Source organism: Rhodococcus sp. NPDC004095, assembly GCF_053604015.1.
Window position 1 is genome coordinate 60,960 of sequence record NZ_JBSGGS010000003.1, and the last position, 12,782, is coordinate 73,741.

10 protein-coding genes are annotated in these 12,782 nt (G+C 69.2%); 6 read left to right on the forward strand and 4 right to left on the reverse strand.

All coding sequences use genetic code 11. The annotated features are described in order from the left end of the window. Positions 1–11: 11 nt before the first annotated feature. Positions 12–950, reverse strand: a complete 939-nt coding sequence (locus ACWEPG_RS06480; protein WP_450112883.1) for a glycoside hydrolase family 16 protein — start codon at positions 948–950, stop codon at positions 12–14. A gap of 82 nt (positions 951–1,032) precedes the next feature. After that, positions 1,033–2,388: a ricin-type beta-trefoil lectin domain protein gene (locus ACWEPG_RS06485; RefSeq protein ID WP_450112882.1), complete on the reverse strand. Its 1,356-nt coding sequence runs from the start codon at positions 2,386–2,388 to the stop codon at positions 1,033–1,035. A gap of 324 nt (positions 2,389–2,712) precedes the next feature. Here ACWEPG_RS06485 and ACWEPG_RS06490 point away from each other — a divergent pair, with 324 nt between their 5' ends. The 6 genes from ACWEPG_RS06490 to ACWEPG_RS06515 all read left to right on the forward strand — a co-directional run bounded on the left by ACWEPG_RS06490 (position 2,713) and on the right by ACWEPG_RS06515 (position 10,419). Then, a complete protein-coding gene (locus tag ACWEPG_RS06490) occupies positions 2,713–3,672 on the forward strand; it encodes an NAD-dependent epimerase/dehydratase family protein (RefSeq protein ID WP_450112881.1) in 960 nt (319 codons plus the stop codon). 7 nt (positions 3,673–3,679) lie between these two features. Further along, on the forward strand, positions 3,680–4,915 hold the full coding sequence (locus ACWEPG_RS06495) for a hypothetical protein (protein WP_450112880.1): 1,236 nt from the start codon (positions 3,680–3,682) through the stop codon (positions 4,913–4,915). Between the two features lie 95 nt (positions 4,916–5,010). Next, on the forward strand, positions 5,011–7,035 hold the full coding sequence (locus ACWEPG_RS06500; protein ID WP_450112879.1) for a glycosyltransferase family 2 protein: 2,025 nt from the start codon (positions 5,011–5,013) through the stop codon (positions 7,033–7,035). Then, positions 7,032–9,290: a hypothetical protein gene (locus tag ACWEPG_RS06505; RefSeq protein ID WP_450112878.1), complete on the forward strand. Its 2,259-nt coding sequence runs from the start codon at positions 7,032–7,034 to the stop codon at positions 9,288–9,290. Before ACWEPG_RS06500 ends, ACWEPG_RS06505 begins: the two co-directional genes overlap by 4 nt. Next, positions 9,287–9,487 (forward strand): hypothetical protein, encoded by a 201-nt coding sequence (locus ACWEPG_RS06510; RefSeq protein ID WP_450112877.1) that lies wholly within the window; start codon positions 9,287–9,289, stop codon positions 9,485–9,487. Before ACWEPG_RS06505 ends, ACWEPG_RS06510 begins: the two co-directional genes overlap by 4 nt. Further along, the gene (locus ACWEPG_RS06515) at positions 9,484–10,419 is read left to right on the forward strand and encodes a glycoside hydrolase family 16 protein (RefSeq protein ID WP_450112876.1); all 936 of its coding nucleotides are present in this window, start codon (positions 9,484–9,486) and stop codon (positions 10,417–10,419) included. The genes ACWEPG_RS06510 and ACWEPG_RS06515 overlap by 4 nt, the downstream gene beginning before the upstream one ends. 7 nt (positions 10,420–10,426) lie before the next feature. Here ACWEPG_RS06515 and ACWEPG_RS06520 read toward each other — a convergent pair whose 3' ends face one another. Both ACWEPG_RS06520 and ACWEPG_RS06525 read right to left on the reverse strand, forming a co-directional pair. Next, complete coding sequence (locus ACWEPG_RS06520; protein ID WP_450112875.1) at positions 10,427–11,740, reverse strand: lipopolysaccharide biosynthesis protein; 1,314 nt, start codon at positions 11,738–11,740, stop codon at positions 10,427–10,429. Further along, positions 11,737–12,588: a glycosyltransferase family 2 protein gene (locus tag ACWEPG_RS06525; protein WP_450112874.1), complete on the reverse strand. Its 852-nt coding sequence runs from the start codon at positions 12,586–12,588 to the stop codon at positions 11,737–11,739. The genes ACWEPG_RS06520 and ACWEPG_RS06525 overlap by 4 nt, the downstream gene beginning before the upstream one ends. Between the last annotated feature and the right edge of the window lie 194 nt (positions 12,589–12,782).

The window sequence follows — 12,782 nt, forward strand, 5'->3', positions numbered from 1 at the left end:
GCGATCGGGCGCTACCGCGCGCCGTCCCAGGCGTCCACACGCACCCAGTCGACGTAGAAGTTGCCGCTGCCGAGGTCGGGGTACAGGCTGGACTCGAGTTGCAGCTGCCAACGCATCGGGGTGTTGGGCACCCCGCGGTGGGACTCGAGCAGGACCCTGCCGTCGAGGATGAACCGGACGGTGTCCGGGGTCCACTCGGTTGTCACCGTGCGCCACTGACTGAAGTCGGAGTAGTCGTACTCCGAGATGACCTGCGAGTTCGCCGTCGCGTCGGGTTCGGCGAAGTGGTGGTACCCGCGAATCGGGCCGGTCAACTCGCCCTCGGGGAAGTTCAGCTCGCCCTCGCTCGGCCAGACCTCGGACGTCGGCCACAGCAGCATCGCGAGCCGGTAGCCGGTGATGTACGGGTGGCTGGTCTTGATGCGGGCGGAATAGCGGCCGTACAGCTGACCCTGCTCGTCACCGGAGATCACCGGGGACAGGTTCGCACCTGCCCGCTTCCCGTCGACCTCGTGCAGGTTGTAGTCGAGGGCGCCGTCGTGGACGCTGAGCACCTGGTCGGCCCGGTACGGGAAGCCGTTGAAGGTGTCGGTGTAGCACTCGGGGTAGGTGCGCCAGCGGGTGTTCTCGGTGCCGGTGTAGACGATCTTGCCGGGATTGTTGCACTCGGCGTTGGCGAAGCTGCCCACCGGCGCGTCGGTGGTGAAGTCGTCGACGAAGATCTGCTTCCAGCCCGCCAACTGTTCACGCGGTGCCGCCTGGGTGCCGGACACCGGAGTACTCAGGCTGCCGGTCACGTTGCTTCCGACGTCGGCACTGCCGACCCATTCGAGTCCCTCGGGCAGCGTGATCTGGGCCGAGGCGGCGGGCGCCGCGACCACCCCGAGTGCGGTGAGCGCGGCGACCGCTACGCCTACGCGGCGGCGGAAGTGGCGGGTTGAGCGGGACATCCGAAACTCCAAGAGGTGAGGGAAAGTTCGTTGCTCACCTTAAAGGTCCTGTCGGAATTTCCGGGATGTCAGGTTCGGATGCTCAGGCCGCCGGGTCGTACGCCCACACCGAGACCCAGTCGACGAGCAGGTTGCCGTTGCTGGTACCGGTTCCGTTCGTCTCGGTCTGCAGCTGCCAGCGCATCGGCGTCGACGGCACCCACGCGGTGCTGTCGAGGACCACCCTGTCGTCGAGCAGGTATCGGATCCGGCCGGGCGACCACTCGATCGTGTAGGTGTGCCAGTCGGTGAACCGGGCACCGATGTCGGCGGCGACGTCCTGGCACCCGCCGACACACGAACCCGCGCCGGAGTAGTGATGGAAGCCGCCGACGGTGCCGGCGAGGCCCCCCTCGGGGAAGTCGAATTCACCGTCGACCGGCCATCGCTCGGACTGCGGCCAGAGCAGCCACGCCACGTAGTACTCGTTCAGGTTGGCGTTGTCGACCTTGAATCGCGCCGAATACCGGCCGTAGGTCTGATATTGACCGACGCCGTCGATCAGTGGCGACGGATTCGCTCCGGCGGGAATTCCGTTCACGGGGTGCAGATGGAAATTCATCACCCCGTTGCCGACACTGAGCACCTCGTCGGGTCGATACGGACGTTTCTGATATGTGTCGAGATAGCAGCTGGGGTACGTGCGCCACTTCTGCCCCTGCGCGCCGGTGTAGACGATGCGGTCCGGGTCGCACGCGTTCGCCCATGTCCCCACCGCCGCGTCCTTGGTGAAGTCGTCGACGAAGATCTGCCGCCAGCCGGGCAGATTGCCCTTCGGGGCAGTCACTCCGGACGGAGAGACGGGCGCAGCGACCGTGGTCGTCGGGACCGCGACCGTCGTCGTCGGGGCGACGGTGGTCGTGGGGGCGACGGTCGTGGTGGGAGCGACCGCGGTGGTCGTCGGGGTGGTCGGCACGGATCCGGAGTATGCCCACCGTTGCGCGGCGGCGCCGCTGCACGACCGCATGGTCACCGGGTTCCCGTCCACCTCCCTGCCACCGGTGTTCTCCACACACAGGCCGCTGGCCTGCGACGACACCGATCCGTCGGCGCGCGGATTCCACCGCTGCGCGGCCGCGCCGGTGCACCCGGAGATGGTCAGTGCCGCACCGGGTCGGTTCGTCTTCGGGGTCAGGCACTTGCCCTGCACCCGCACGGTGCCGTCCGACTCGACGCTCCAGTTCTGCGCGGTCGACCCGTTGCACCCGTACACCTGCACCGGGTTTCCGTCGGTGGTGACACCCCACTTGTTGTCCAGGCACAGTCCGCCCGGGGTGCGGACGGTACCCGCGGTCGCGGCCGCGGCCTGGGATGTCGTCGCGATCCCACCGGCGGTGGCGCCCGCCGCGACGACCAGGGACAGCAGCAGCCGCGTCACGGAGCCGCGACGGGAATTCACGAATCGGCAGGAAGAACTTTCGGGACCGACGACTTCTCGAACGCCAGGAATTTTGCGCACACGACGATGAACCATTCTTTTCCCCATTCATGACGATGGGCACGGAGGACGGTTCGCATGCGGTACCGAAAAAGGTGTTCAGAAATGAACGCTAGCACGGCCCATTCCGGTTATCCGGGCGAGCGCGGCCACAAAACACGCACCAAATTCTCACCCTCCCTGCGGGCGGCGCGGACCGAGGGCGGGCGAACCTGACTCCCCCACGACGGCCTGCGTGTGCTTAAACTGCCGAACGACATCCGGGAAGTAAGGGAAGGCATACCTGTGCGAGTGGTGGTGACCGGTGGCGCCGGCTTCATAGGGTCGACGCTCGTCGACCGGCTACGCGGTGACGGCCACCGGATCCTGGTCGTCGACAACCTCAGTCGCGGCAGGGAACACAACCTCGCCGCAGCGCTGGCGACCGACGCCGTCGACCTCGAGACGCTCGACATCCGCCACGACGACCTCGGACCCACCTTCGAGGCATTCGCGCCCGAGGTGGTCTTCCATCTCGCCGCGCAGATCGACGTCCGGCGCAGCGTCACCGACCCGATCCTCGACGCCGAAACCAACATCCTCGGCACGATCCGGGTCGGCTCGGCGGCCGCATCGGCCGGGGTCCGCAAGGTCGTCTTCACGTCCTCGGGCGGCTCGATCTACGGCACGCCCGCGAACCTCCCTGTCACAGAGCAAGTTCCGGTGCAACCGGTGTCGCCCTACGCGGTGAGCAAGGTCAGCGGCGAGATCTACCTCGACAGCTTCCGGCAGTTGCACGGACTGGAGTGCTCCCACATCGCTCCGGCCAACGTGTACGGCCCTCGCCAGGACCCGCACGGCGAGGCCGGAGTGGTGGCGATCTTCGCTCGCGAGATGCTCGCCGGACGCCCCACGACCCTGTTCGGAGACGGCGGCAACACCCGCGACTACGTGTACGTCGACGACGTCGTCTCGGCCATGGTCGCCGCGTCCGGGCCGCTCGGATCCGGCCTGCGGTTCAACATCGGCACCGGGGTGGAGACCAGCGATCTGGAACTGAACCGCCTCGTGGCCCGCGCGACGGGCGCGACCACCGAGCCGGTGTGGAAACCCGAGCGACCCGGCGACGTCCGACGATCCGCGCTCGACGCCGGCCTGGCCCGCAGCGTCCTCGGCTGGCGCCCGTCGGTCGATCTCGAGGAGGGAATCGCCCGCACCGTCGCACACTTCCGGGCCACCGACCCGACCCGGCCGGTGTCAGTCTGAGGTGCCCGTGACCGACCGCTCCACCGTCCGGGTCGGCCACCTGGACGTGATGCACAGCCGTACCCGGGTCACCGCGATCATCGGGCCGGTCCATCTGCCGCCGGACGACGTCGTGGCAGCGAGACTGGCGACGATGACCGCGGTCGGGCCGCACGCCCGCTTGGGGTTGCGTCCCTCGTCGCGTACCAATCGCTGGACGTTCGATCCGATCGCCAACCGCCCCACCGTGAGCCGCATCGATCCGCCGTCGTCACCACTCGATCTGCTCGACCTCCCCTCGGATGCAGGCACTCCCGCCGAGGATCGTCCGACCAGCATCGTCCTGGCCGGCGACTACATGCGCACCGATCACAATCACGGTCTCGGCGAGGTGGCGCTCGGACTGACGATGCACGGCGTCATCCTGGGCACCATCGATCCGGCCGACCCGCACGTGTGGCGTTCGGCGAAGCGCCATGGAAGTGGGATCGCGACCGCCGCCGCCCGCACCTACGGCTCGGACCCGCGGCGGGTCTGGGCACTGCGCGACTCGGCCCGCCGGAAACCTGCCGCCACCGTTGCCCCGGAGGCGATGGAACCGTGGACACCGTCGCGCACCGGCGTCGTCACCACGATGCCCTCGGCGACAGTGGCGCAGTTGCGTTCCTGGCGGGATGCCCACGCGTCGGATGCGTCGATGTTCGCCGTGGTCGCCTCCGCACTGCACCGCGGTCTCGCGAGCGCCGGCCTGCCGATCGACGACGTCGCGACGGTGACCCTGGACGCCCGCAGGTACCTGCCGAAAGGGCGTGTCCCGCTGGGGAACTTCGTCTCCGGACTGGAGTTCGACCTGGGTCCGGCACCGACGCCGGAACGGATCCACCGGGCCAGCGCCGGCGCGATGGCGTCGGGACGCCCGGTGGCGAACCTGGCACTGAACGCGACCCGCACCCGCATCGGCCTCCGCTCGGCCGCCCCGCGGAACGCACCCCTCGAACGTCCCGGCAGCCCGAGGGCTCGACTGCTGTTCTCGAGCCTCGGGGCCGTCCCCCGAGTGGGCGCCGTCCCGTGGCTCGACTCCGCGGAACCGTTCTACGTCGCCCACAACGATCCCACCGGACCGGATGGCATCACCATCACCTGGGCACTGATCGAGGGCGCCGTGATCACGTCGGCCTCCTTCCACGGCACCGTGTTCGACCGGGAACAGGTTTCGGCCGGGCTCGCGCGGGCCGCCTCCGACCCGTTGGAACTGCTGCGGTGACCCCGTTCCGCGGCCGCCGATCAACACCGTAAGATAGGCAAGCCTTCCCTACTTAAGGGACGGACGTGCCCCAATGACGATCCCGGAGTTTCGCCTTGGCCTCGACGACCCGCCCCGACCCCGGGCTCGCCATTCTCATCAGCTGCTACACGCTCGACCGCCTGGACCTGCTGGTCGCCGGGATCGACGCGGCACGCGCGCAATTGCGACCCTGGACGAGCGGAGCGACGGGGGGTGTCCGTGACGAACTGATCGTCGTCGTCGACCACAATCCCGACCTCGAACGGGAGCTCCGCGAGCGGTTCCCGAGCGGGGTCACCGTGGTCGCCAACGAACACGAACGCGGGCTGTCCGGTGCCCGCAACACCGCGGTCGCGACCGCGGCCGCCGAGATCGTGGCCTTCCTCGACGACGACGCCGTGCTGCGGCCGGGCGCGCTCGATGCCGCGCGTTCGGCCTTCGCCGATCCTTCGGTCGTCGCCGTCGGCGGCGCGGTGATCGCGCGGTGGGAGTCCGGTCGACCGCCGGCGTGGTTCCCCGAGGAGTTCGGCTGGGTGATCGGTTGCGACTACCGCGGACTGGCCGGGGACGGCGCCGAGATCCGCAATCCGATCGGTGCCGCGATGGCGGTGCGACGCGCCGAGCTCCTGAAGATCGGCGGGTTCTCCGACCGACTGGGCCGGGTGGGCACCGTGCCCGCAGGCTGCGAGGAAACCCTGATGGGTATCGAACTGCGACAGCGCTTTCCTCGGTCGCGGATCGTGCGGGTGGCTGCGTTCGCGGTGGACCACACCGTGCCCGATTCCCGCGCCACTCTGCGCTACTTCACAAGTCGCTGCCGGCACGAGGGTCGGTCGAAGGCCATCTTGTCCGGCATGGTCGGCGCCGAGGCCGGGCTGTCCGCGGAACGGAGTTTCGTGGTGCGCACACTGAGCACCGGGGTGCTGCGCTACCTGCGTCAGGCCGTCACCGGTCAGGGACTCGCGTCGCTGAGCCGGATCCTGGTGCTGGTCCTCGGGCTGTTCGTGACGGCGGGAGCGACCGCCGTCGGATCGATCCGGTTGCGCGGGAAGCGGAGCGCCTCCGACGAGACTCCGGCCGCGCTCGTCGCGCACGAACCCACCATCCGTGAGGACGAACTGGTCACCGTCGTGATCCCGACCGTGGGACGCGAGTCGCTGCTCGCGACGGCACGCGCGGTGCTCGCGCAGGAGCACCCCAACATCGAACTGCTGGTCGTCGACAACCGCCCGCACCGCGCCGACGTGGCGCGGATCGTCGCGGACATCGACGATCCGCGGCTGCGGGTGATCGACCAGCCGGTGCCGGGTGTGTCCGCGGCACGCAACATCGGCCATCGCACCGCGTCCGGGCGGATCGTCGCGTTCACCGACGACGACGCCCTGCCCGACCCCGGCTGGATCACCGGAGTCGTCAACAGTTTCCGTGCGGACCGCGCCGGTGCAGTCGGTGTGGTGACGGGGCGCGTGCTCGGCACCGAGGCGACCAACCGTCAGCAGGAGTGGTTCGAGGAGGCCAAGGTCTTCGACAAGGGTGCGGCAGCCACCGTGTGGGCGTTGCGTCCGCACGAGAAGGACGCCGTCCTCGGCGAGTTCGGCACCCACGGCCCGTTCTTCCCCTACACGGCCGGCGAGTGCGGGTCGGGCAACAACATGGCGTTCCGGTCGAACGCACTGGAGTCCATCGGCGGCTTCGACGAGCGTCTCGGCACCGGGACCGCGACCCGCGGTGGCGAGGACCTCGACGCCTTCCGGGCCGCACTGCTGCGCGGCTGGTCGATCGCCTACAACCCGGACGCCGTGGTCCGGCACTACCACCGTGACAACATGGCCGACCTGCGCACGCAGAGTTACGGATACGGCACCGGCATGGCCGCGTCACTGACCAAGTTCGTACTGTCCGGGCATGTCCGGCCGATCCTGTCCCGATTCCCACGCGGACTGCACATGCTGCTGTCCCCCGCCTCCACCAAGAACGCCGACCTCCCCTCCGACTGGCCGCTGCACCTGCGCGTCCTCGAGGCGTGGGGCTACGTGACCGGTCCGGTGCTGTTCGTCCGCAGCCACCTGGCCGCACGGCGGACGGGGGCGAACCGGTGACCGCCACCGAGGTCGTCGCTCACCGGGCGCCCGAGCCCGGGACCGTCGGAACTCCGCGTGTGGTCCGGTACGGCTGGAATCCGCTCGCCGCGTTGCGCGTCGGCGCCGCCGTGTCGGTGGCGATGCTGCTGCTGAACCTGCTTGTCGCCACGGGAAGCCCGGAGATCGTCCCCGCACCCGTCCGGATCCTCGTCGCGCTGGCGGGCGCCACCCTCGTTCCGGGCCTGCCGGTCGCGGTGGCGCTGCGCATACCCGGGCGCGCACTGTTCGCCGCACTGGTCGTGTCGGTGTCGCTGGCCACCGTCATCCTCGCCGCCCAGTTCACGATGGTCCCGCAGTGGTGGAACCCGCTGACCGTGCAGACCCTGCTTGCGGCAGGATCACTGATCGGCTGTGTCGCCGCGCGCCGCACCCTGCCCGCACATCACGAGGTCCCTCACGGCGACCTGCACTACCTGCGGACCTGGAACCGCACGCGCGCACTGGGTCTCGGCGCGCTCGCCGTCGCGCTGGCGCTGTTCGCCGCCGCCGCGTCCGACCTGGACTTCATGGGTGCGGGGCACTACGGGATCATCACGCAGATCGGGGTGGTGTACCCGATCGGGCTGCTCGTCCTCTGCGGCACCGTCGTCGTCGCCCTCACCCGCTCGCGCGTCGACCACGTCCTGATGTCGGCGGCGACGTTGGTGTTGATCACCTACACGACGATGCTCGTCCCGGCCGCCAGCGGGGTGACCTCCGTTCCCACCGCATTCGTGCACCGGGGCTTCATCGCGACGCTGGGTGCCGGTGAACGCCTTCCGGACGCCATCGACGCGCGGTTCAGCTGGGCCGGGTTCTTCACCGCCGGTGCGCATCTCGTCGCAGTGGCGGATCTGCCCGATGTGTCCGCTCTCATGACATGGGCACCGCTCTTCATGGGTGCGCTCCTGGCGTTCCCGCTGTACGCGATCGCCATCGCCGTCACCGGCCGGGCCCGGCTGGCGTGGCTGGCGGTCGTGCTGTACCAGCTGTTCAACTGGTACCAGCAGGACTACTTCGCGCCCCAGGCGGTGGCGCTGGTGTTCTACACGACGATCGTCGCGACCCTGCTGTGGCAGTTGCGCCGGGCACCCCTCCCGGAAATCGGGCCCGGCATCGGCCGATTCCTGGTCACCGCGCCGCGGCGCACGCCAGGGCTGGTCCCCGGCTTCGACTCGGCTCGCACCCTCGCCATCGGCGCGGTGCTGCTGCTCCTGATCGTCGCCAACACCGTCACCCACCAGATCACCCCGATCCTGGTGATCATCGCCCTCGCGTTCTTCTCGCTGTTCGGGGTGACGCGCTACCGGACCCTGTGGCTCGCCGCCGGCCTCGTGTTCGCGGCCTGGTTCAGCTATGGGGCGACCGACTTCTGGACCGGTCACCTGCAGTCGATCTTCGGCGAAATCGGCCAGATCGGAAACTCCGTCAACCGCGGTGTCGGCGAACGGCTCTCCGGCGACCCCACGTACCAGCAGATGCAGTACCTGCGAATGGGTGCGTCCGGCCTGTTCGCCGGTGTCGCATTCATCGGATGGTTGTTCTCGCGCGGGCGCCGGACCTGGCTCGTGGCGGGGGCGGTGTGCGCCGCCCCGTTCACCCTGGTGCTCCTGCAGAGCTACGGCGGCGAGATGATCATCCGCTGCTTCGTGCTCGCCTCACCGGTGCTCGCCCCGTTCGCGGCGATCGCCGTGGCCCGGGCGGCGGCCTGGCTCCGCGGACGGCTCGGCCGCCATGCCGCCGCACCGACCGGGGGATGGACGACGGTGGCCGCCGGCACGCTGGCATTGGTGGCGCTCGGCACCCTGCTGACCACGAACCGCGGCCTGAACACCTCCTTCGAGGCGTCGACGCGCGAACAGGTCACCGTCACCGACGAATTCATCGCCGAGGTGCCCCCGGGCACGACCGTCATGTCGTGGTCACACGCGCCGCACAGCAACGGTGTCCGGCGCACACTGGACCCCCTCGGGCCCCGGATGATGTTCATCGACAGCTATCCGTGCCTCGACGACCTCGCCAACTGCGCGAAGACCCGAGATCCGTCGTACGTGTATCTCACCACCCAGGGCACCGGAATGCTTCGCCTGCAGTACGGCATGTCCCAGGAGTACCTGGACGCGCAGCTGGACGCCATCCTCGCCACCGGCCGGTACGTGCCGATGCTCGAGCGCGACAGCATCACCATCCTGCGCCGCGTCGATTCCCCCGTCATCGAATTCGAGAACTCATGAGCCTGACCGTATTCTTCTACCTCCTCGCCGCCGCCCTCCTGCTGGCGGGTGTGGTGATCCGCGAGCGCGAGGTTCCCGGCACCGGCACCATCGGGCGACGTCCACGCGCGCAACTGATCTCGCTGGCCCTCGCGGTCTGTGTGGTGACGGCGGCAGCGCTGACCTTCATCCGGCTGATCACGATGGCCGTTGGATGATCTCGCGCCCACTGCGAGCCGCGGTCGCGGCGCTGGCCGTCGCTGCCTGCGCCTCCTGCACCATCGCCACGGACCCGACCGAGAACCGCGATCCGACGCAGGCCGCGACGACCTCGGACGACTGCGGCCAGGCACAGTCGCCGGGCGGCACACCCGTTCCCACCGGCGACCTGGCCGGCTGGAAGCAGATCTTCACCGACGACTTCGACCGGTGCGATCTGGGTCGGCAGTGGGGCACGTACAGCGGTCAGCCGGGCGGCAACCCGCACGGCTGGTGGGACGAGGAGATGGTGCGGGTCGAGGGTGGGGCACTGAACCTGCTGTCGCAGCGCACCTCCGACGGGTGGGTCAGCGGCGGCGTGTCGAACTACCCGGTGACGCAGCAGTACGGCCGGTGGGAGATCCGGATGCGTGCCGACCGCAGCGACGACATCTCGTACCACATGCTGCTGTGGCCGCAACGCGAGAAGTGGCCCCCGGAGATCGACTTCGCCGAATCCGTCAGCGGTGACCGGACGCAGATGGACGCGTTCCTGCACTGGGTCGGCGACGATGCGGAGAACCAGAAGTCGCACGCGGCGGTGAACGGTGATTTCTCGCAGTGGCACACGGTCGGGGTGGAGTGGGGTCCGGGTATCATCCGCTACCTGCTCGACGGAAAGGTCTGGGCGGAGGCCCATTCCGACGCCATGGTCCCCGACGAACCGATGTGGCTCGGACTTCAGGCCGAGGCCGGCGCCTGCGAGCGCCGCGTCGACTGGGGTCTGGCACCGTGTTCCGAATCGGACGCGCTGCGGCCTGACTCGGTGCGTGTGCAGGTGGACTGGGTGACCGTCTACGAGCCGGTGATGCCGGATCTGGAGGCGATGCAGAAGCGCGGCGTGTTCGATCCCGACCCGAACGCCGTCCAGCTGACCGAAGGGCCCAGCTGACCGGAAGTCACCGAACGGGTTCGTTCTCCCGGCCGAGTGAACGAACCGCACGCAGCAGCGGCACCGCGAGAACCACCGCCGACACCGATTCGGCCACGATGTACGCCCAGCCCATCGCCGCCAGTCCATGGCCGTCGATCAGCGCCAGGCTCAGCCCGAGGACCAGTGCCGCGTTGAGGACCTGCACGACGATGGCCAGCCGCAGTCGGCGCCGCACCCGGGCGATCGCGTTGTAGGCGAACCCCACGATCGCGGGCAGCAGCGCGACCGCAGCGAGCCGCAGCAGCGGGATTCCGGTGTCCGCGTAATCCTCGCCGACGAACCCGAGGAGCACCGGACCGACGATCGCGAACAGCACCACCCCACCGGCGGTCACCACCGCGAGCACCACGAGGAACCGGCGGGTCAGCGCTCGCACCTGCATCGGATCTGCCGCCACACCGGCGACGTACGGTCCCATCAGCATGGTCATGAGCACCAGGACCGCGGAAACGAGCGACCAGGCGATGGCGAAGTACGCGTTGGCGTCCGCGCCCATGCGGGCGACGACGATCAGCGGCAGCATCAGTGGCGCCAACGCCGCCACCACGTAGATGCCGTACGACGCGGCGAGGAAGGAACCCAGTTCGCGCCGCGGCGGCAACTGCGGCACGGCACCGGCGAACTCCGGTCCCCGAAGCCGCCGCGCCACGGCGACCCCGAGCACCACCGCCCCGATCAGGGCGGGCACGGTCCAGGTCCAGACGACGGCGAGCCGGGATGCGGTGAATCCGAGGGCAACCGCGGCAACCAGTTTGACCACGGCATGGCTGACGTTCTTGGTTGCCGCCCAGCCGGCCTCCCGCAACCCCACCGACGTGTGATCGAGCAGTGCGAACGCCGAGAACACCGCCACGATCAACGGAAACGACGCGGCCTGAAGGGGATGATCGAACATCTCGTCGGTCGGACCCCACAGCAGGAACACCGCGCCGAGCAGCAATCCTCCGCACCCGCCGACCACGAAGCCTGCGCGCACCAGTGCGGAGGCACGGCTCCCGGCGAGGGGGAGGAATCGCTCGAACAGCGCACCGAGGCTGAGGTTTCCGAACGCCGACAGCATCGTGGCGGTGGTGATGATCGCCGACGCCGCACCGACCTCCCGAGCCGGATAGAGCCGCCCCAGCACCGCCCAGTAGGCGAGGCCCAGCACGCCGGTGAGGGCAGCGGAGACCGTCAGTGCGAGGCTGTTGCGCTCGAGGCTCTTGGCCCCTACACCTCCCCGCTCCGTCCCGCCCGGGGCGACCTCGGCCGGTGCACCGGGGTCGACCCCGGCCGTCACTGCGTCAGTTCACGCACGTCGGCGCGGACCGACTCCTTGTGAATGTGCTTGGCGGCGCGCCAGTGCTGCCATTCCTGGCCGATGGTGCGCAGCACCCGCATGCCGTCGCTGTAGGCGTTGAGGTTGCTCCGGCCGTGGATGCGCGGGCCCTCGAAGCTGCCGACCTCGACGATGTTCAGGCCGCTCGTGGCCAGACGCACGTTGATGACGGTCTCGATCTCGAATCCGTCGCCCCACTGTGCGCGCTGGTACTCAACCGGCGGCAGCTCGATCAGCGGAACGTGCTTGCGCCAGAAGGCGTTGTAGCCGTAGCAGAGATCGGAGAACTTGGTCCGGAAGATCAGGTTGACCAGGCCGTTGAGTCCCTTGTTCCCGACGTTGCGCAGCGCGGTGATGTCGGAGCTGCCGCCGCGGCCGACGAAGCGGCTGCCCTTGGCGAGGTCGGCACCGCCGACGAGCGCCTCGACGAACAGCGGGATCTCGGCCGGATCGGTGGACCCGTCCGCGTCGATCATCACGATGATGTCCTCGGTCGCCGCGGCGAAGCCGCACGCGAGTGCGTTGCCCTTGCCGCTGCGGGTCTGCGTGACGAACGTCGCGTCGGGCCACAGCTCGCGGGCTACCGGGACCGTGTCGTCGGTGGAATTGCCGTCCACGAACACGATCTGGTCGATGCCTGCGGGCATCCGCGAGGCGACGAACGGCAGGTTCTTCTCCTCGTTCATCGCGGGGATGATGACCGAGACCGTCGGCCGACCGGCGCCGCGCCCGGCGCGGTCCTCGACCGGGGTGAGGGCGGTGGTCCCGGCGTCGCCGCCGGGTCCGTCGGTCGGTGTGGGGGTACTCAAGTCGATCGCTCCAGTTGTGATCACGCGGGGACGGCCCCGCCATGCATCGACAGGCCGGGCAATCGCCTTGCCCACGAGCCGATTCGGGGGTCCCGCAGTTCGTCGAACTGCGTGTCATACAGTAGAAGGTAGGCAAGCCTAAGCAAAGCGCCAGGTGCCCCATGTGACGACTGTCACAAATCGGACGAGAATCG